The organism is Peribacillus sp. NJ11, assembly GCF_030348405.1.
GTDB lineage: Bacteria > Bacillota > Bacilli > Bacillales > DSM-1321 > Peribacillus.
Genome location: NZ_JAUCFO010000002.1, coordinates 200,549 through 222,243, shown reverse-complemented (window position 1 = coordinate 222,243; position 21,695 = coordinate 200,549). Strand labels below are relative to the sequence as shown.

At 37.5% G+C, this 21,695-nt stretch carries 14 protein-coding genes and 4 pseudogenes; 7 read left to right on the top strand and 11 right to left on the bottom strand.

Features of this window, described 5'->3' with window-relative positions; all coding sequences use genetic code 11:
- Positions 1 to 566: 566 nt before the first annotated feature.
- The 3 genes from QUF86_RS27805 (at position 567) to rfbG (ending at position 3,945) form a co-directional block, all read left to right on the top strand.
- Entirely contained in the window at positions 567 to 1,370 is an 804-nt protein-coding gene (locus QUF86_RS27805; protein ID WP_289336430.1) for a WcbI family polysaccharide biosynthesis putative acetyltransferase, read from the top strand.
- A gap of 476 nt (positions 1,371 to 1,846) precedes the next feature.
- A complete protein-coding gene (locus QUF86_RS27800; RefSeq protein ID WP_289318979.1) occupies positions 1,847 to 2,584 on the top strand; it encodes a hypothetical protein in 738 nt (245 codons plus the stop codon).
- 275 nt (positions 2,585 to 2,859) lie between these two features.
- A complete protein-coding gene (gene rfbG, locus QUF86_RS27795) occupies positions 2,860 to 3,945 on the top strand; it encodes a CDP-glucose 4,6-dehydratase (protein WP_289318978.1) in 1,086 nt (361 codons plus the stop codon).
- A 344-nt stretch (positions 3,946 to 4,289) separates the two neighbouring features.
- Here rfbG and rfbF read toward each other — a convergent pair whose 3' ends face one another.
- The 3 genes from rfbF to QUF86_RS29025 form a co-directional block, all read right to left on the bottom strand.
- Positions 4,290 to 5,063, bottom strand: a complete 774-nt coding sequence (gene rfbF, locus QUF86_RS27790) for a glucose-1-phosphate cytidylyltransferase (protein WP_289318977.1) — start codon at positions 5,061 to 5,063, stop codon at positions 4,290 to 4,292.
- Positions 5,064 to 5,876: 813 nt separating this feature from the next.
- Complete coding sequence (locus tag QUF86_RS27785; protein WP_289318976.1) at positions 5,877 to 6,857, bottom strand: hypothetical protein; 981 nt, start codon at positions 6,855 to 6,857, stop codon at positions 5,877 to 5,879.
- A 508-nt stretch (positions 6,858 to 7,365) separates the two neighbouring features.
- On the bottom strand, positions 7,366 to 8,100 hold the full coding sequence (locus QUF86_RS29025) for an alpha-helical endospore appendage domain-containing protein (protein ID WP_483313967.1): 735 nt from the start codon (positions 8,098 to 8,100) through the stop codon (positions 7,366 to 7,368).
- A 516-nt stretch (positions 8,101 to 8,616) separates the two neighbouring features.
- Here QUF86_RS29025 and QUF86_RS27775 point away from each other — a divergent pair.
- The gene (locus tag QUF86_RS27775; protein WP_289336429.1) at positions 8,617 to 8,904 is read left to right on the top strand and encodes a tyrosine-type recombinase/integrase; all 288 of its coding nucleotides are present in this window, start codon (positions 8,617 to 8,619) and stop codon (positions 8,902 to 8,904) included.
- A gap of 275 nt (positions 8,905 to 9,179) precedes the next feature.
- On the opposite strand, the gene QUF86_RS27770 is transcribed toward QUF86_RS27775, so the two are convergent.
- Positions 9,180 to 10,271 carry a CotH kinase family protein gene (locus QUF86_RS27770; RefSeq protein ID WP_483313966.1) on the bottom strand — a complete coding sequence of 364 codons (1,092 nt, stop codon included), beginning with the start codon at positions 10,269 to 10,271 and terminating at the stop codon, positions 9,180 to 9,182.
- A 299-nt stretch (positions 10,272 to 10,570) separates the two neighbouring features.
- Between QUF86_RS27770 and QUF86_RS27765 the strand changes: the two genes are divergently transcribed.
- Positions 10,571 to 10,906, top strand: a complete 336-nt coding sequence (locus QUF86_RS27765; RefSeq protein WP_289336427.1) for a hypothetical protein — start codon at positions 10,571 to 10,573, stop codon at positions 10,904 to 10,906.
- A 1,294-nt stretch (positions 10,907 to 12,200) separates the two neighbouring features.
- A pseudogene (locus QUF86_RS27760) lies at positions 12,201 to 12,533 on the top strand (YmaF family protein).
- A gap of 77 nt (positions 12,534 to 12,610) precedes the next feature.
- On the opposite strand, the pseudogene QUF86_RS27755 reads toward QUF86_RS27760, so the two are convergent.
- The 7 genes and pseudogenes from QUF86_RS27755 to QUF86_RS27725 form a co-directional block, all read right to left on the bottom strand.
- Positions 12,611 to 13,015, bottom strand: a pseudogene (locus QUF86_RS27755) (DUF1259 domain-containing protein).
- 1,381 nt (positions 13,016 to 14,396) lie between these two features.
- Positions 14,397 to 14,705 (bottom strand): annotated as a pseudogene (locus QUF86_RS29020) (alpha-helical endospore appendage domain-containing protein); the annotation flags it as partial.
- 840 nt (positions 14,706 to 15,545) lie between these two features.
- Positions 15,546 to 16,422: pseudogene (locus QUF86_RS27745) on the bottom strand (sugar kinase).
- Between the two features lie 204 nt (positions 16,423 to 16,626).
- Entirely contained in the window at positions 16,627 to 17,379 is a 753-nt protein-coding gene (locus QUF86_RS27740; protein WP_289336426.1) for a TIGR04325 family methyltransferase, read from the bottom strand.
- A 191-nt stretch (positions 17,380 to 17,570) separates the two neighbouring features.
- The gene (locus QUF86_RS27735) at positions 17,571 to 18,362 is read right to left on the bottom strand and encodes a hypothetical protein (protein ID WP_289336425.1); all 792 of its coding nucleotides are present in this window, start codon (positions 18,360 to 18,362) and stop codon (positions 17,571 to 17,573) included.
- A 69-nt stretch (positions 18,363 to 18,431) separates the two neighbouring features.
- Entirely contained in the window at positions 18,432 to 19,577 is a 1,146-nt protein-coding gene (locus tag QUF86_RS27730; protein WP_289336424.1) for a DegT/DnrJ/EryC1/StrS family aminotransferase, read from the bottom strand.
- A 64-nt stretch (positions 19,578 to 19,641) separates the two neighbouring features.
- Positions 19,642 to 20,622 (bottom strand): NAD-dependent epimerase/dehydratase family protein, encoded by a 981-nt coding sequence (locus QUF86_RS27725; protein WP_289336423.1) that lies wholly within the window; start codon positions 20,620 to 20,622, stop codon positions 19,642 to 19,644.
- A gap of 322 nt (positions 20,623 to 20,944) precedes the next feature.
- Here QUF86_RS27725 and QUF86_RS27720 point away from each other — a divergent pair, with 322 nt between their 5' ends.
- Positions 20,945 to 21,694, top strand: a complete 750-nt coding sequence (locus QUF86_RS27720) for a TIGR04325 family methyltransferase (protein ID WP_289336422.1) — start codon at positions 20,945 to 20,947, stop codon at positions 21,692 to 21,694.
- Position 21,695 lies beyond the last annotated feature (1 nt).

The following is a 21,695-nucleotide window of genomic DNA, read 5'->3' as shown; positions in this document are numbered from 1 at the left end:
CATAAGGAATGTTAATGATTTAATCGTAGTAAGATTTCAGCTACATTGTTTATCCTTGATATTACATCCTCTTCATTCAACACAAAAGATTTATCATCATAATCAAGCCTATCAATCAATTGATGTACAGAGAGCGAAGGATTGTTTTGGATTTGAAGCAAAGGTAAGTTTAGAAGAAGGATTGAAAAAGACCATAGATTGGTATGTTCATCAGGATACAAGGCAATAGTGAATTTAAAATGTGTTGAATCCATGATTATCGCATTATTATTAGGCGGTATACCAAATTGCCAGCGAACCTCCTAGTGAAGTTTTCCCCCACCCAAATTACTAATGTTAAGCGGTGTGATTGGCAAGGAGGTTCTTTTTGCACAAGTGCCACTTTGTAGGGTTCGATTCCTGACCATAGATAATATTCGCTTTCTTAATTCCGAAGAGACTAGCCTGGTATGCGTGAAGAGTAGTGAAAAATCACATTATTTTGATAATGCTAATAATCTAATCACAAATGAATTATTTTCTTCATAAAATAAAGTGTACAAGCATTATAAGTGGAGGGAAATATAGTGAAATATTGTATTGTATATGGGAACTGTCATGTATGGCCCATTCGAAAGTATTTAACATCCTCAACTGCTTTTAACCAGATTTATCAAATGATTGAAATACCACCAGTACATGAATGTAATATGGAAACAGGGATAGAACAGCATTATTTAAACCAATGTGATTTATTCATTTATCAAAATGTAGGTAATTCATTTGGCGAGTATTTGTCCACAAACTATATATTATCTAAGCTTCCTGACAAATGTAAACGCATAAGTATAGGCAATGCTTATTTTGTTCCTTATTATCCCCAACTTGAAACAGCAACGGATGGATTTCCATATGGTGATAAGAATGTCATTCGTTTATTACAGCAGGGGCTCAATAAACAACAAGTACTTAACTTAATATCGGATGACGATTTCTACTCTTTCAACGAAATTCAATCGCTGTTGCTAGATTCCATCAATGAATTGAGAAGACGGGAAGCATCCATAGATATTCCAATTGTGGATTACATCGAACATACCTATAAAATCTATCATATATTCTGCACAATAAATCATCCCCAATATCCGCTTATTCAGTATTTATCCATGAGAATTCTTGAAACATTGGGAATGCCCAGCGGAGAACTGCTCCATTATGTCTATGACATCTTTAATGACCATATTCATCCCATCTATCCAAGCGTAATAAAGCATTTAGGACTAACCACGATAAAACCAAGTGACAGATGCTTCACATTTGGCCATCAAAAGTTAACTTTCCAGGAATATATCGGCAAATATATTGATTATATTCAAAGTAGACAAAATTGAGCATCCTCCCAAACACCCTTGGAAAGATGTACAAAGCAAATTATTCACTTATCAAATAAAATGGATATTTTGAGCTGTCCGTCTAGGAATGGGTGGTCTACTTAAATTATATGGTGCATATAATTTTGGGATAATTTAAAAAAGATGAACATGTGATTACAAAAAAAAGGTCCATCATTACCTGTTCTGAAAAGGTGAGTGAAAATAAACATTTAATACTACAGGTCAGTTCCGTTGTTCCGCTGCCTGATTTTTTTCAGAAAATTCGGCTTGAGCCCATAAAAGATTGAGGGGTGTTGCTTATGTTCAAAGATGCATTTTATTTTGCAAAATTTAGATCTCAAGTTGACCCGATAAAGCTGCCATAATATTTACGAAAAAACACTGTGATTAAACAAAGGCCGTGTGATCCGACAAATGGTAATACATGGATCTCACTTAAAACTCAGCAAAAGCGTAGAAGAGGGAGTGATTTAGTGACTGCAAAGGTTGACCTGTTTTATAAAACTTATCCAGGGGACGAGGAATGGCTGAATTTTTCCATTCGATCGGTAAACAAGTTCGCTCAAGGATTTCGGCAAATTGTAATCGTATCGACTCGAGGCCACAACTATAATCCTCCTCCCGGAAATATCCCTGTAAAATATATAGAGCTTGAGCAGCCTCCAGATAATGGTCTCTATCCCAATGGGGTCGGCTATTGGTGGCAAATGGGCATCAAATTAAGTTGGGATCAATTTACGGATGCAGACGCGGTGGTGGTTGTCGATTCTGACCAAGTATTTTTTGAAGACTTTTCCCCTTCCTTATGGATGTTGGGCGACAAAATTAAATGGTTGCGCCAGCCCTGGTCCGAGGTAGGAGATGGAACTGTTTGGAAACAAGGCTCGGACTATGTTATAGGAAAAGAAACACCGTTTAGCTATATGGTTGCTCCTGGATTTTATTTCACCAGGCAAGCAACTCAGTTATTTGCGAATTTCATAAAGCTTCGGTTTGCTCAAACTCCCGAACAGTTTTATCTTGATTTGAAACATCCGCGCACATCGGAGTTTGTACCGTTCGGGGCTTTTATTGATGAAATCAACCATTATGAATATGATTTTTTTCATCCCAAGGAATTTAATTACAAGCCCTGGCCAATCAAACAATATTGGAGTTGGGGCAGAGTCTCTGATGAAATTCGAAGAGAGATTGAGGGAATACTAAAATGAGTCACTGGGACAAATTAACTACAGCTATCTACCAATTAGCTTTACTCCCAAGAGGTATTAATAGAAATCTTCCATTGTGTCAAAATCTCGACTTTCGTGATTATTTTCAATAAGTTGGATAAGTATAGATGCCCTTTCATATAATGTTTTATCTCAAAAGTGATTGTATCCAATTCCCGATTGGTAGGGCCTGCAGCCAACAACCCGCTCGAGAGGTGAATTTTTGGGGGCGTAACTTACCCAATCAATTCTGAATGGCAAAGGAGAAATTTGTTATGATTGATAAGACCTTTTGGAAGAATAAAAAAGTTTTAATTACAGGATCTACTGGCTTTAAAGGATCCTGGCTGTGCCTTTGGCTGCAGTCACTTGGCGCAAAGGTTACCGGATTTACCCGGAAGCCTCCTACGAATCCCAGCTTATTTGAATTATGCGAAATCGATAAATTGGCGCACTCAATACTAGGAGATATAAGGTCAAAAGAAGACTTGCAGGAAGCTATTATGACTACACAACCGGATATTGTCATTCATATGGCCGCCCAGCCCATTGTAAGGGCATCCTATCAGATTCCCGCTGAAACATATGAAATCAATGTCATGGGCACCGTAAATCTTCTGGAAGCCGTCCGTGTGGCTGTCCAAAATAATATACCCATCAAAGCCGTCATTAATGTTACGAGTGACAAATGTTACGAAAACAAAGAGTGGATATGGGGATACCGCGAGGTGGATGAATTGGGAGGATACGATCCCTACGCCAACAGCAAAGCATGCTCCGAACTGGTCACTATGTGTTACCGAAATTCTTTTTTTAACCCTGACGAGTATGATGTTCATGGTGTTGCCATCGCTTCGGTACGGTCAGGAAATGTAATCGGTGGTGGGGATTGGGCATCTGATCGTTTGATTCCTGATTTCATCAGGTCGCTAATGGAAGATTCAAAGCTGAAAATTCGAAATCCAGGCGCCATTCGTCCATGGCAACACGTGCTTGAGCCTTTGGGAGGATACCTCCTGCTAGCCCAAAAACTGTGTGAAGATGGAAAGTATTTTTCACAAAGCTGGAACTTTGGGCCAAATGATTCCGATGCGAAACCGGTTGAGTGGATAGTACAAAAGTTGTGTGACAAGTGGGGCGGAAATGCCTCGTACGAAATCGAGCTGGATGCCCAAAGACATGAAACACACTATTTAAAGGTAGATTGTTCAAAGGCAAAGAGCGAATTAGGTTGGGAGCCCAAATGGAATCTTGATCAAGCGCTCGACCGCATCATCGAGTTTACACACGCATATCAACAAAATAAAAATCTCAGATCCCTATGTTTAAAACAAATTGAACAATACTGTGCGACTGATTAAAGTTGCCTAAATTATAATGAGGCCAACGGTAATAATAATAGTGGTAACCGACACTGCCGTTGGCCATTTTAACAAAAAAACGGGAATAGTTTTGGGTAATCACCTTATTGGCCTTTTAATTAAATGATAGGTTATTATTCAAATTAAATATTGGGATGTGGTTAATCGGTACAAGTTTCAGTAATAAGGATAGAGTTTCTTATTCTATAAAAATAAGACTGACAAAAAAGCGAATATAGGCTTTTCAATTACCTTAATAAAATACCTTTTGAATTAAGTAATGTACTAGCTCAAATGCAAATTCAATGAAACATAGAGAATTTCGTTTTAATTACAATTAACTATTACCAAATTTTCCACGGAGCCTTTTTTGATTTCCATAATTCTTCCAAACTTTTTTTGTCACGCAATGTATCCATCGGTTGCCAAAAGCCGGTATGCTTGTAAGCCATCAATTGTCCTGCATTTGCTAGGTCCTCTAATGGTCCCTGTTCAAAAATCGTAGAATCTCCCTCAATGTAATCAAACACTTCGGGCTGCAAGATAAAGAAACCGGCATTTATCCAACCTTCATCCCCTCTAATTTTTTCATGAAAAGCCTCAACTCTTTGTTCCTCTCCCAATGTTAAGGAGCCGAACCTGCCGGCTGGCTGGATTGCGGTAACAGTAGCTATTTTACCGTGTTTTTTGTGAAAATTCACCAACTGATCTATATTGATGTCTGAGACTCCGTCTCCATAAGTAAGCATAAAAGGATTATTTCCTATATACTTTCGAATTCTCTTTAGACGGCCTCCAGTCATCGATTCCAAACCAGTTTCCGCAAGAGTGATTTTCCATGGTTCGGCGTTGTGATGATGGATTGTTTGTTGATTGCTTTTACAAAAATCTACGGTAATATCGGATTTGTACAGAAAGTAATTTAAAAAATAGTCTTTAATCTTGTATCCCTTATATCCTAAGCAAATAATAAATTCATTATATCCATACTTGGAATAGCTTTTCATGATATGCCAAAGAAGCGGATATTCTCCGATTTGAATTAATGGCTTTGGTATTAAGCGGGATTCTTCACTTATTCTCGTTCCGAATCCTCCCGCTAGAATAACTACTTTCATTGCGTATATCCCCTTTTCTTCTCTTTCGCCGTCCAGTTACATAATTAGGCTTAACTGCAGAGTTTAATGAGCCTTCAAATGGTGTTAGTGACTCTCGAAATAGATTATCTACGACGGTATTCAAGTGTTTTAGCCTTGTTCCCTTTTCCTCCTGCAAGAATGATTCCTCTTAATTTAAGACACTCCCCTGTAAAATGTATCTAAACAATTATATGCAAAAGATGTAAATTTGGAACATTAACTGCTGGTGGGTGTGTTTCCCAACCTCTTTGCTTAAATACTTCATACTAAATTCTTTGTAGTATCGAAGGGAGTTCATTAATCCGGTTACCGATTGTATGATAATTATCATGATCGTACATTCAAAAGCAAATAAAAGAACAGCAAAAGCAGTCCATATCCTTATCGCTGTTCTTGTTATTAATATCCTTGTTCACCGTGTTTAAAGCAGAAAACTTCCCCATGCTGAAAATACGCCAATTTTTTGTTCCCTCTTTATTAGCTATGCATAAGTTGTATCAAAACCTAATCTGGAGACGAGATTAGATGAAATGATGAACAATGAGGGTAGCCCAAGACCACTAGATTTACCTCGTATTTCTTATATGGGTTAAATACAGGTTGATAATTTTGAACTAGATTTTCTTTATCTAGATATCCTTGGAGATAGCGCACGGGGAGGTATATATGATGCAACAAGACAGGTCAATTTATCAAAAAAATGTCCCTAATTGGATGTATGATAAGAGTATTGGGCGGCTAATATACTAGTTTTCAAATAAAGAAGAAGGGGCTTTCACAGCCTCTTCTTCTTTATTTAGTTTCATCTTCATTTTTATTACTACTACCGCTATTAGCTACAAACATTGCAATCTGCGCCTTTTTTTCTACATCTAAATCAAGTGTATCGATTATGCTAAAAGGCGATTTTAATAGAAGTGGTTGTGGTTGTGAAATCTTCGTTAGTTCGTGTAAGATTTTATTTGAAGTCTGATCCTGCTGTTTAATTAACTGATTCTGAAGTTGAACCTGAAGTTCCTTCTGTTGTTGTTCTTGGAGTTGGAGTTGGACTTGAATATTTTCTAGTGGTTGTGAACTCTTCGTTATTTCGTGTAAGATTTTATTTGAAGCCTCATCTTGTTGTTTAATTAACTGATTCTGAAGTTGGACCTGAAGTTCCTTCTGTTGTTGTTCTTGGAGTTGGAGTTGGACTTGAATATTTTCTAGTGGTTGTGAACTCTTCGTTAGTTCGTGTAAGATTTTATTTGAAGTCTCATCTTGTTGTTTAATTAACTGATTCTGAAGTTGGACCTGAAGTTCCTTCTGTTGTTGTTCTTGGAGTTGGAGTTGGACTTGAATATTTACTAGTGGTTGTGAAATCTTCGTTATTTCGTGTAAGATTTTATTTGAAGTCTCATCTTGTTGTTTAATTAACTGATTCTGAAGTTGAATCTGAAGTTCCTTCTGTTGTTGTTCTTGGAGTTGGAGTTGGACCTGAAGTTCCTTCTGTTGTTGTTCTTGGAGTTGAAGTTGGACTTGAATATTTTCTAGTGGTTGTGAAATCTTCGTTATTTTGTGTAAGATTTTATTTAAAGTCTCATCTTGTTGTTTAATTAACTGATTCTGAAGTTGAACCTGAAGTTCCTTCTGTTGTTGTTCTTGGAGTTGGAGTTGGACTTGAATATCTTCTAATATATGGTTAAAATCATCATGCTTTTTATCATCCTTATGATCCTTCTTATATTTCTTCTTTTTGTCTTCCTTGTATTTATCTTTATGATCATTTTTACACATTAGGTTCCCACCCTTTTTCGCTATTTAATGGTTCTGAAATCACTTGAATTTCCTATTGTGTAGTAGGAAAAATCGTCTTTTCAATTGACATAATACTCACCTTTTATGTTTTAGTAAATCACTTACGTTCCAGAATCAGTTTAAGGACAATCGGAGAGAGCTATTTGACCATTTCCAAGTGGTGTTGTCGACATGAATATGTTGCCGTTTCCGATTATTATTACAGTAATGCTCTTGTTATTCATTATATTGTCGACATTGAGGGTGTACGCAGGAGTAGCACCAAACAAACCAGGGTTGTCGGTAGTTCCTTGACCCGTTATTGACACAGTGCTACCAGACAACTAGGAACGGTAAAGGTAGTTGCCGTGAAAGTAAATGCAGGGACCATAATTGATCCACCGTAAAGGGTTATTAGTTGGTGTTTAACTCGAACATATAAGACCGTAATAGTTAACTGATCCTGGTGGGTCTTGAAGGTCTCCGTTAAACATAACTGTTGTGGTTGCTAAGCCTGAACCTCTGGTATATCAAAATCGACTCCCGATGCCCCACCTTGCGTTACTTCACAATCACAAAGTGTTGTTTGACAGTTAACAATAATAATAGTGACACTTGCAGTTACTCCAGGAAAAGCAGGAAGCGTAGCGGTAATAGTTACTGTCCCAGGTCCGTCAGTAGCTGTAAAAATAGGGTTGATGACAAAGTTACCCGAAGCATTAGTTGTAGTAGAAGCAGGAGCTATAGAGCCAAGAGCGGGATTACTTACTGAAAAATTCACTTGTGTACCTACTGGAGCGGGACTACCATTCACCAACACTTGACCAGTAAGAGTCGAGGTAATAGGCACTGGCGATAGCTCCACTCCAAAAGGTATACATATCGTGGTTGGATCAGCCTCCAAGGTAATCGTTACTGTGGGCGGAGGAGGAAGAGTTGCGATTAAATCCAGAACGTATTCAAACTTGAACTCCAGCAGCATTTCTTTCTTGATCACATCACGAAGCGTTCTTTGAACACTTGCATCAACAGCAAGAAGATTGGGTAACGAAACCACTGCAAGAGAAAGTGTGGTTCCTGTTGGTAATGTTCCTAAAACAAATTGAAGCTTCTCTACCTCAGCATTGATGATGTGAGCGAGGGCTAATTCTTCAAGAGCAATGGAAGCCAAAAGTAACGGTACAGTCTGAGCAGCCGTAATCGAAATGTTTGGTGTAATATTAGGGATGTTTGGAAAAGACAAATAACTATCTAGACATTCTATCTATAGTTATTCAACAAACCTTTGAATGACTGAGCGTTTGTCATGTGTAAACGTTAAACTTATACCACCTTGCAAAAAAAATTCAAAAAAACCACTTATATAGGAAAAATAGTCATCCGTTTGTAAAAATACAATTTTATGAATGTTGTAATTTGTCCTTAAAACTACCGTTTTTCGTTAAAGTATTGATGAACTTTGCGAACTTCTATGTACTTTTATGGACGTTCTGAACGGTATAAATGCACCTCTTTTAGGGCGGACACTTTTTATATAGGATTTTCTTTTTTATCAATATAGCGGTAGAAAGCACTGAATAGCCAAGAAAAGCACAATACCCACTAGATGCACCACCGTTATATAACCCATTCTGGGTCGTTTACAACTATGAAGCACATAGTCCTACAGTAGGCTCCTCTCATAGTGGAGTTAAAAAAGGCAAAACGCAAAAAATCCGCGACATGTATATCGCGAATTGCTTTCGGGAGGTCTCTGACTATGCCAAACCGTCCCGATCCCCTATTTATTCCCGTCAGAAAGGGTACCCCTACTCAGGCCTACCGGCAGTTAAATAAGGCGGCAGGCTTCGCTGGGGTAGAACATGTGGGCAACCATACCTTACGGAAAACGTTTGGCTATTGGTTTTACAAAGCCACGAAGGATATTGCCATGCTGCAACGTATCCTGCATCATTCGCACCCTTCCGTTACCTTACGCTATATCGGCATTACGGAAGAAGAAACAAATAACGTATTGAAAACTTTTAGTGTTTTTCATAGTTCATGACAAATGAATGGCCTCTTTTTAGTAAGGCATCTTTTCATAACTTCATTTTTTTTGAATCTAAACTAAAATTTATTGTGTTATTTCAACTTAGTCAAACATAAATGCTCTTTTTCGATAGCTCATTGAAATGATTAATCCTCTTCATCCATCAGGTACGGGGATATATCATGAAGAAAGACCTCACCCCAGTAAATTTCTGACTCCATAATCCGCACTGTAATCTCGGCTTGTTTTTTCTTATTTCACTCTGTGGTGGGGTATCCCCTATTGTACAATTAATCTAATGTATATAATTGGCTGCTTATATACTTTGCCCTCGCTTCAATATATTGGCATATAAAATCTGGTTCTTTATCAAATAGATGGATCTGTTCCTTTACATAGGGGTCTTTTAGAACATAGGGCCTTATGAGCTCAAAAGTTTCCTGGATTTTAGGTTTCATAAATTCTAAAGTAAACTGGTTACTTAAGATATCTTCTAATCTTTTTTTGTATTGGTTTCGAAATGTTTTCACATCAAGAATCCGTGCCGTTAACGTATTAAATCCCTCAATTCTCACATAGTCTTCGTCCATGACTTCTCCATTTATATCCCTTCCCCATGTAGCGTCATAATCCCAGGGAATGACTTCAAAAAGTCCCGTTTCTCCATTCCGATATAACGCATAGTTATGAACGAATCCATCGTAATTTTGCGTGAAAATAACACCTGCGAGCCAGCAAATATACTTTTCAACGTTTATATAATTTACAATCTCCTTTTCAAAGTCTACTCTTGGGATCGTATTGATTTTTATGATTAATTCCTGTAAGGCATTCTCATCCTGAGCTGTCCCACATTTTCTCTCATATCCAAACTCAAGCGATTTCTTTATATCTTGATCAAGTTCACTCATTAACGAGAAGTTAGCGTCACCATCCACAGCATAAAATATAGCTCCTTTTGGCAGTTTTTGATTCTCTAAAAAATACTCATCGACGGATTCTAATTCTAGATAAAGGCCCTCATTTTTCCCATTTATCATTAAGAAAACAAACCGGGATTTCGGGGATAAACATCCAATTTCCTTAAAAAAATCTAAGGATAATTTATTTCTTATGAATGATGGATCCTTATATTCTGCGTTTAAATGCCATTCTTTTGCGTTTCGAAAAATATTTGGTTTGTGAAAAGCTATATGATACGACTTTTTACGAAAACCACGAATATGAGAGCCACGGTAAGCTAGATCGATGTCATACCTTTTTTTGTTTACGTTTAGCGTTGCAGTAATTGGATCATCACACCAAATATCCCTGCGTAGCTCAGAAAAATCCAAAGGATGAATAAAAAACTTATATTCAGGTAGTTTCTTAGCATGATCCACAGGCATCCTTCCCCTTTCTTTTCCCTATACTCTATGCCAAAAGGGCTGTCAAGGATATTTTTGTCAGTGAGGCGTTTGTCTAGTACCACTCTCGTACAAACCACATAGTTTATAGAGGGAAAAGAAACGCATTAATATGTTTTGTTTCATTTACTATGAAATGGAGGTAATGAGTATGTCAAATGATATACAAAGAGCGGTAAACAGGGCTAATTCAATGGGTTTAAGTGACTTCATGTTCCAGGGTCCACGATCAAACTGCCGTTCTAGAAGAAGAAATACAAATAGGCGCAATACATGTGTTAATCGTCGTCGCACTAGCCGCCGGTGCACTAGCCAGAACCGTCGTCGTCGTACTAGTCGTCGGTGCACTAGCCAGAACCGTCGTCGTCGCACTAGTCGTCGGTGCACTAGCCAGAACCGTCGTCGTCGCACTAGTCGTCGGTGCACTAGCCAGAACCGTCGTCGTCGCACTAGTCGTCGGTGCACTAGCCAGAACCGTCGCCGTCGCACTAGTCGTCGGTGCACTAGCCGCCGGTGCACTAGCCAGAACCGTCGTCGATGTTGCCGGAACCGGAATTGTCTGTTTGGAAATCGACAAAGATGTTGCTTTGGATTCTGGAATTAAATATTAACAAACAAAGATTCTTTGATTAAAAATGAGGTGATAGGATCTTCTCTATCCTATGTAGGTTGCCCACCAGGCGCTTGTAAAGTGAAAATCTACAAAAGCTGAAGAAGTATCCTAATTCGAATTCATTTTGGACAAATCAAAAAGGATCCAGACAAATAAAGGCATGGAATGTTCCATGCCTTTAAGTTAAAGGTTAAATCCCCTCCAACCACTCCTAACTATCACTTTTTCCATACATATAGGTCGTAATTTTTTTACTGTTCACATTTTCTTAGCATTCAATCGTTTTTCCAATGCCTTAATCATGTAAATGCCTTGCTTCACGTAATACCTGGTCGGCAAGAAGGGAGATTAATGACGAATCTGGCATGTTATGGAGGCTATATGGGCTACTTTTTGATAATGTCAAAACTTCTGTTTGGTGATTTGTGCTAAATGGCCATCGCTGTGATCCTGCAGGATGCATAGGTTTTTGTTGTATTGCAACTTAAAACACATGTTGGATAGGTTATTCATTTAGTTTAGTAACCGAATTTTTTAATTGTGCATATTCTATTACCAGAACATGACATTTCAAGTCATCCTTAATTATTATACACTTGTAGCAGACACTTTTGTGTCTGCTACATTCATGCTTTCAACTTTTTTTAATTCTTCTTCAATCTCACGTAACACATTCGTAAAAATATACTTTTACGATCTTTTAGAAACAGGTAATCGAGATTATTTTAATCTTCCTAACAGTTTACCTACATAGTAATTATGTTTGTCCACACCTTTTTACTTCCTTCGCATTTTATAGTAAGGAAAAATTAAAAACTCCAGAAAAGTAAGGGAGAGTGACGGACTACAGTGTTCTGGGAACCTTACCTGGTGGAACACCGATTTCCCCTCCATCTTTGTTGAAAGAGCTCTTTTATTTCATTTATGGAACACCTACGATATTAGTAGGAACGATATTATCAATCCAATAGTCCTCTCTTCTAGCTTTCATTTTGATCAATCTTTTTTCAAAATGGATTCTTTTTATTTAACGTAAAATATGGGTTTGCGAGGTATTTTCAATCAAACTTTATTTCAGAGCTACAAGTTGAAGAAGAAAAATCAACAGCATTGTTTAACAGAGTCTACTTTAAAGAAGTAACAATTAAAAAACTTCGTAGAATAATAATTTTATGAAGTTTTTTAATTGTTATTTATAATATCCTGTGTAAATTTGTTGTTACGAATCTCCTTATTGTTCCAAGCATATAGTTTAAAGAAATTATGTTTATTTATGTACAAGGGGTGAATAGATTGAAAAAGGTAGAAAAAATGATTTTGTATCTGGGTTTGTACCACATCATAATCATGGATCTGTTGATTATACATCCGTATAGGACGGCCATGTCCATCAATGTCTAGATGTAACATCCCCGCCCATTCCATCACACGAGGGAGAACATATTCATTATACAGAAGGATATGTGCTATTCGAGGATGGACATACCCATTATTATAAGGCATATTCGGGACCAGCCATTCCTGTTGGAAATGGAATGCACGTTCATTATTACGATTTTTACACAACGGAAGATGATGGGCATAGACATAGTATTAAAGATCAACCTGCTCTAGGGAATAAATAAGATACTTGATATACAAAAAGCTTTACATCAGAGGGATTGAAAATCTCCCTGATGTAAAGCTTTTCTCTGAAGTCTGACTACACTTTTAATACTTTAAATGCATCTCTTACTTTTTTAGCAAAATCCAGTAGTGGTTCAACCGATTCAAAGTGCATATACATTGCCCGAGGTTCTTCAAATAACCAGTGATTATATAGATGTAACTAAAATGTCCCTTTTTCGAAGTTCAGTTAATAACGGATTAACTTCTTCTTGTAAAAGAACTGTTTCCCCTAAATTTACGCATTCCCCCTACTATCAACATTTTCAAACGTGAAAAATTGCGGATTGACTAGTGGAGATTGCGTTCTACGGTCAAGTATAGTAAATCTAATATTACGAAACTTTTGTACCAAGCATACTCCTTCTGGAGTAATCATTCCCTCTCCACTTAAGATTCGTGCAAATTCCTGACATAATCTTTTTCGTTTTTCCGAACTCATAAAAAATCCCCTTTCAAAAAATAAAATTATTTTCCACTTTTTAATGAAATTCACGATTATTATATTCATCAGTTGACGAGGCTATTAGTTTAATACCCTCAACTTCTAATAATCTAGGTTATATGAACATAAAAATCACTTCAGAGTTTGTTCTAAAGGGATTTTTGTAGAGTATTAGATACATGGACTACAGGACTACAGATCTACAGATTCTAGAAATGTAGCAAGAGAAGTTTTTTATGTCTTTAATTACTTACTAGCGTTCGTAAAATTGTACTTTTACGAACCTACAGCTTTCATAATTAGATAAATAAAGATGAAATAGAAAAAGCTCTAGTGGTTAATCTAGGGCTTTTTATTGATCATCTAGCAAACCCTTGCTACATCAAGGTTGTATAGAATCCTGAATAAACGATAAAAAACGACTAAGAACCAAACACCTGATACACATGGGTTTGGCTTTTTTAGCTACTTCCTAAAAAATCACTTTTATGTAAACCTCACATGTATAACATATACATCTTTCCTTTATGATAAAATAGGAACCAATTGACTATATAAATAAAAATGAACAACATTTTCTCCCCTGTATGTATAAAAAACGAGCTAATATTAGCTCGTTTTTTGTTTCTATCATCAACCAATACCCATCTAGAAAAAGTAGTAGTATTAAATTCTTTTATGGAATCATTCACTACATATTCAGCAGTAGATAAAATAATAGTTACGAGTCGCAGTCAACAATAGTAATTGTGACGGTATTGCTGCTTGCTCCCAAAGCAGAAGCTGTAATCATGACTGTCCCAGGTCCGTCGGTAGATGTGAAAGTCGCAGTAAAGTTGCCAGATGCATCTGTAAAAGCAGGATTAGGGGCTACAGTACCAAGGCCAGGAACATCTACTGTAAAGGAAACCGGTGTACCTGCTGGAGGGGGACTTCCATTCACCAACACTTGACCAGTAAGAATCGAGAAATTAGCCACTGGCACTGTACCCAATGCAGGAGGAGTACATATCGTGATTGGATCAGCCTCCAAGGTAATAGTTACACAGTTAACAATAGTAATAGTAACGGTATTGCTGCTTGCTCCCAAAGCAGAAGCTGTAATCATGACTGTCCCAGATCCATCGGTAGATGTGAAAGTCGCAGTAAAGTTGCCAGATGCATCTGTAAGAGCAGGATTAGGAGCTACGGTACCAAGAGCAGGATTATCTACTGTAAAGAAAACCTGTGTACCTGCTGGAGGGGGACTTCCATTCACCAACACTTGACCAGTAAGAGTCGAGGTAATAGGCACTGGCGATGGCGACACTCCAAAAGGTATACATATCGTGGTTGGATCAGCCTCCAAGGTAATCGTTACTGTGGGCGGAGGAGGAAGAGTTGCGATTAAATCCAGAACGTTTTCAAACTTGAATTCCAACAACATTTCCTTTTTGATGACGTCACGAAGGGTTCTTTGAACACTCGAGTCAACAGCAAGAAGATTGGGTAACGAAACCACTGCAGGAGAAAGTGTGGTTCCTGTTGGTAATGTTCCTAGAACAAATTGAAGCTTCTCTGCCTCAGCATTGATGATGTGAGCGAGGGCTAATTCTTCAAGAGCAATGGAAGACAAAAGTAGCGGTACAGTCTGAGCAGTCGTAATCGAAATGGTTGGTGTAATATTAGGGATGTTTGGAAAAGACAAAATGATTCACCTCTTTTTTAGTTTAGGAAGCCATAAACATGAGTGTATGGGTTTCCCATTTTGTTATTTGCATGGACAGAGATCTTTAATAGGACATTCTTTCTATAGTTATTCAACAAGCCTTTGAATGACTGAGCGTTTGTCATGTGTAGACGTTAAACTTATACCACCTTGCAAAAAAAATTCAAAAAAACCACTTTATATAGGGGTCTCGCCGACAAAACGTGGATATTATACGCTAAGAGCATGCAGGATTTTTTGAAAAATACTACCCGAACCTTGCATGGAGAATAGCCCTTAAATAGGTGAGAAGAAGAATCAAAAGCATTGTTTAACAGAGTCTATTTTAAAGAAGTAACAATCAAAAAAAGTTCGTAAAAGTGTACTTAAACGAACGCATAAATAAAAAAGAGTTAATATTAATTACTTATATAATACGCAAGATGGCGCTTGGCAGCAGTATCTAGGCGTCTTTTTTTCGTGATCCCCCAAGCCTGGATCTATTTGTTTACATTAGCGTGTGTAGTTCATAGTCCACTTTTAACCTTTGCTCATTCCTTGGCTAGGGCTTCTTAGTGTTGAAAAGGTATCAATATTAAGGGAAGTACAAGTCAATATGAATTCATTCTGAGGTTGGCAAAGTGATGCTTGATCCGGGATAGAAAGGAAGAAAGGACGTAGGGGTAGTTTATGTTCTAAAATATCAAATATTTAAAAATGAACCAGCACTCCCCACCAAACATTTTGGATAGTTTCATGATGAGGTATTGGTATCTAGGCAATTAAATTTATAATTATAAAGAGTATAATAATAGGGAGAGGGACAAATGGAAATTGCTATTAGTTCAGCCATAATCGGGGCAACTTCAGGTTTAATTGGTGCAACCATGGTAATCCATCAACATCACCATTCACCATTGTGACAAGCGCTCCAACTGCATTTGCACGTTCTACCGCTTTGCTCAATTCCAATCCATAAACCTAATAGGAAGCCAGCGGCAAATTCGTCACCTGCACCAACTGGATCGACTACCTGTTTAACAGGAAATCCAAGGATTAAAGCGCTCTCTTTTTCGGTAAAATAATAAGCACCTTCAGCACCCATTTTCATCACAACGACTGATGATCCATGATTTAAAAATAATTGTCCAAGTTTGTGAGGATCGCTTTCACCGAATAAAAATTCACCCTCAGCAACTCCAGGTAAAATGATATCAGACTCAGCAGCAACTTCAAGTAATGTTGCTCTTGCTGTTTCCACGTCCCAAAGCTTTGTACGAAGTTTTGGATCAAACACAATTGTTCTTCCATTGCTTTTTGCAAGTTTAATAGCTTCAAAGATTGTTTCTTTACAGCTTTCACTTAACGCTGGCGTGATACCTGTAATATGTAAATATTTCGCTTTTGAAAGATATTCGTTATCAAGGTCACTAGGTGCTAACCTACTAGCTGCTGAACCTTTTGGATATTAATACACGCGCATATTATTTTGTCTACGTGGTTCTTTAAAATAAATACCCGTAGGTGCTTCCTGACCAAAAGCTACTTTACTCACATCAACATTTTCACCTTTTAAGAACGCAAAAATTACTTTTCCGAACTCATCATCACCTAGTCTACTAATCCAACCAGCATGATGACCTAATCTTGCAAGACCAATGGCCACATTTGATTCAGCTCCACCAATCTTCTTCGTGAATTGAGTAGCATTTCGCATGAATCCGTCACTATCAGGAACATGTGAAAATACATAATTATAATACCGTGTGGCCCATTCTTGTGGGTAATCATAACGAAAAAAGCGAAGCATCTTTACTAGAAACTCCGCTTTCCATCCCTTCCTGCCCACTGTATACCCTTATTTCCTATAAGTTCTTCCTATAACCTTTCTTGTGCTTCAATTTGTTTAGGCCAGGTAAAACTATGAAAGTTTGCGAAGTAGCATTGCTTTATTTTTGGATTGGACACCATCCTCCAATTGAATCTTTTCGAATGAATCCGTTTCGTCTATCAGCTCGTATCGGCCATTAATAAAGCTGTGGAACCGATTGTAGTTAAAAAACCAGATAGGATAGCTGGCTTCGAAGATTTCGGGGGGGACAATCTGTACGGTAATCCGATCCGGCTGATCAATAAAAAACATGCGGTCAAAAACCATATACTTAAATCCATAATCCATCATTTCAGACAAAACCTCATATGGGCTTTCCAAGCATTGAAGAACTCCGGACAATAGAATCACATCCGGACTTTCTATGTTGCAGCACTCCTCGATCCGATCATAAAACTTCAGAACATCATCTTGAAACAGTTCGCGGCCACAGTCAACAAAATGTTCTTGTTCGACGATGTTCCATTTCAATTGACTAAAGTGATTCATAAAATTTCGACATTGAAAATAAGAAGATCCCAATGATCCACCGAAATCCATCACGTTCAGTTTATTTCCATTTGCCGATGCAATGTATAGCAAGTAAGCCAACAAAGGATAAGAATATTCAATTTTATCAAATAATACGGAATCCCTCTCGTAGACGGCCTCCCCTGATTTCACCTTTAGGATTGCATTTTTTACTTTTTCTAGAATAACCGGATTGTCATACCCTGTGGAATCCTCCACTGCTTCCCGCCATGATCCATAGTTTCCAAAGAAACCATATTTTCTCCCGGACATTTTCTCACCCCAGCCTTTGTCTATGATTTTCTTTTGAATAAGCTCTGTTAAAGAACAATGTTGATTTTCACCATTTTTGACTCACTCGTGCGAAATGGCCAATTCACACGATTCGAAAGAATCAGTGTTGACTACTTAAGAGCTCCGGTAATGTCATACTTCGAATTATCCTTAGGATAGTTGCTTTTGAATTAATCGTACAACTGAACAATGGTGTCTATTTGCTCACGTAAAGCTCGTATATACGGACCGTAGATAAGCGATATGACCTCTTTCGAAAGCCGATAGACGCCATAATCAAACTGATATGCGGTGTTCCAACTCAATTGATGAAAATGATAAAACACAATCGGCACTCCACAGACTTGAGGACCATCTGTAACCTCGTACTGTTGTACATTCCAGCAAGCAACACCGCCGCCTAAATGCTGTAAAACATGGATCCCTGTAAATAACTCCGGCCATTTGTCAAGATATTTTTGATCGCCAAATTTTCCGTTTTCGACTCTGTTATAACACCATTCCAGACAACGATCTCCCCACCATTGCAGAACTTTAAGGCCACGATCATCCGATTTGAATGTCATAAATTGAACACAATATATACCGAATTTATGCCTTTGATCATATTCGGGAGTATATCTATGTTCGGTGATCATTACCGAGCAATTGCTTTGATGAAATTCGTCTAACAGAATTGATGGCTTAGTAAAAAAATACAAATCTGCATCAAGATAAGTAACCTCTTTCACATCGTAATTGTCCAGTACATGACGAATCACGTGAGGGGTACAAGTCCAGTAATATTCTGTTTCCAAGCGAAGTTTCTTTACTTTTTTCAATTCATCGGTTTCAAATTCATTCAGTGTAATTAACACTATATTACTAAGATTTAAGCTTCTAAGCATTTCGTAAGCCAAATCATCAAAGCAAAATATAAAAAGTGTGAAACATTCTTCCGTCTGACGTAACGAATCATACATGGTTAGGCCGCGAGTCAAATAGTTCGAATTAAAGAGCGTACAAAAATAATGCACCAAGTTTCTTTCCCTTCAAAGTTTATTTATTTTTAAGCTAGTGAAAAACAAGCGAACCGTTTTAATCACATATTCTTGTTCTTTATAAGTCAATGCCGGATTCATTGGTAATGACAATATTCGATCGGCCACATCTTCAGTTACGGATAATTGTTTAACTGGATTTGAAGAAAACGTCGTTTGTTTATGAACAGGTACCGGATAATGAATCAGGGTGCCAATTCCATTTGAACGTAAGTATTCGAATAATTTATCACGGGTCAAACGATCTTGAAGTGCTATTACACATAAATGCCAGGCAGCCTTGCATCCTACGCAACGTTTTTGGAAAAATAGCGGTAAATCAGCGAACTCAGTACGATAAATATCCATGATTCTTGATCTTCTCTCATTCCATTTGTCTAAATAAGTTAATTTGATATTTAATATCTCAGCTTGGATTTCATCAAGGCGACTATTAATGCCATGATTTAATTGCAGGTGATACCTGTCCTTCTGGCCGTAATTTCGAAGGATTTTTAAACGGCTGGCATTGTCTTCGCTTCTGCAAAAGACAGCGCCTGAATCGCCTAGAGCACCGATGTTTTTCGTTGGATAAAAACTGAATGCACCGTAATCGCCGATTGTTCCTGCATGAATGCCATTTAACCTTGATCCGTGAGCTTGCGCAACATCTTCAACGATTATAATTTCTTCCCTTTTAATATCCCGTAACAAGCTCTTTAGTTCGTATATATTTACCATATTTCCATAGAGATGAACAGGAACAATTGCCTTGGTTTGAGTCGTAATCGAGTATGCTACTTTAGAAATATCCATTACCCAAGTTTCGGGATCAATATCAACAAAAACAGGCTTTGCTCCTATCGCACAAATTGCGGCAACAGTTGGGATTGCAGTATGAGAAACGGTTATGACCTCATCTCCCGCACTAATACCGGCTGCAAGCAAAGATAATATCAACGCATCTGTGCCTGAATTACATCCTGTAACATAGCCTTGATCATAGCCAACCAGATAGCATGCTAATTCTTCTTCGAATTTCTTTACTGCCTGACCTAAAATAAATTCTCCACGATGAATAACGGTTTGCACAGCCTGATTAATCTCATCTTCAATTTCTAAATTTATTTTCTGTAAATTAAAAAATTGGATTTTCATGATTTCACCTCGCTTGCAGCACTTAAGGACATCATCCACGCTTTCTCGTAAGCCTTGACTTCTCCTACAAATAGTAATCTTTATATTTTTTAAAATACTCTATAGTCCGTACTAATCCATCATACAAACTCACTTGGGGAACCCACCCGCTATCCTGATGAAATCGGGCAGATTCAGCGTAAAAATTGCCAATATCAATTTCCTTGTACTCTTTAGGAAAAGGTACAGTCTCCATTTTCAAATCATTGCAAAGTCCAGCCAAAATCTGTGCTACCTTTTTTAAACTGGCCTTTTCACCGCTAAGATTATAAACATTTCCATAACACGCTTTCGTTTGTGACGCTAAAATTAACGCTTCAACAACATCATCTACGTAGTTAAAATCGCGAAGTTGTTCTCCGCTGCCGAATAATTGAATGATCTCACGGTTTATTGCGCGATTGATAAACCAACCAATAACGCCTTGCTGCCCACTTTTTATAAACTGCCGGGGACCAAAGGTATTTGTCAATCGAAGAGAAACTGTTTTTAAACCATATGCCTTTGCATAAAGAGAATGGTATTGTTCTGCCGCCAATTTATTGATTCCATTAATATCCGTAGGATTAAGAGGGTGTCTTTCATCCACGGGAAGATATTGTGGTGGTCCATAAAATTGGCGTGTGCTGGTATATAAAATTACTGCATCCGGATTGTATTGCCTGCATGCTTCCATGAGCATCAGATGTCCCCTTACATTAATCTCCATATCCAGCAGCGGATTTGTCATGCTGTATCTATGGCCAACCTGCCCGGCAAGATTAAAAATATAATCCTTATTACGTACTATCTTGGATAAACTGGACCCATCACGCATGTCAGAAGTCTCAATTTTTACTTTATCGCTTATAGATTCAATATTAAATAAATTCCCCCCCAATCCTGGTATTAGAGAATCCATTAAAGTAACCCGTGAACCTTCATCAATAAGTCTTATTGCAAGATTGCTGCCAATAAAACCAATTCCGCCTGTGATGAGAATATTTTTATCGGAAAACTCCGCCATATTATCACCCCACATATTTATATATGTATATGGTATGAAAGTAGAATGGTATTTTGCTGTGATTTTAAAATATACAACCTTATCACGCCAGATTAAGATTATATCCCTTTTTTCAGTAGTCCCAAGAATATTGGAACAGCAAAACATTTTCAACATAAAATACTTAAGGAATGATAAGTCAGCAAAGACTATGGGAAATCAGGGGATTTAATGTATTGGGTAATCTAAAAGGAGGTATCATTAAAGGTTAAGTCAGGAGAAGCAGTATATGAGAGGGGGTCTGTATCAAAAAATCATACCTTGTTTAATGGAGGTTAGCGGCATGGCAGATAAAATATACGGTTTTTCTGGAAATTACAGTTCGTGGCAGGAAGTACGGAAAATATCAACAAGTTATGATACACCGGAAATTTTGAATAAAGTAAAAGAAGCAGCATTAAAAGTGAAGTCGGGAGAAGCACTATGTGAGAGAGACTCCATACTGTTTAATGAATGCGAATATGCGCAACCCTTAATTCGCTGTTTATTGAATATCGCTTCTTATAACAATAATAAACTTCGCATCCTTGATTTCGGTGGTTCTTTAGGTTCTTCATATTATGCGTGCCGAAATTCTCTCATGCATTTAGATGAGCTAAGCTGGAGTATCGTTGAGCAAAAACATTTTGTAGATTGTGGAAAACAGTTGTTCGAAGAAAATTCCTTGAAATTTTATCATAGTATAGACGAATGCGTGCAAACGGAAAATCCCCATGTGATCCTATTTTCAGGTGTTATTCAATATCTTGAGGAGCCATACAAATTTTTAGAACAAGTGATGAAATACAATTTTGAATTCGTTCTATTTGATAGAACTCCATTTTTTGATGTTGAAGACCGTATTACCCTTCAGGTTGTTCCCCCCCAAATATATGAAGCCAGCTATCCAGCATGGTTTTTTAATTTAGATAAATTTCTTCGTTTTTTCAGGCACAAATACGATATCATCAATGCATTTGATTCATTTGAATCATGGCGGCTAGAGGATGTGCAATCACAGAATAAAGGTTTTCTTTTCAAAAAAAGTACTTAAA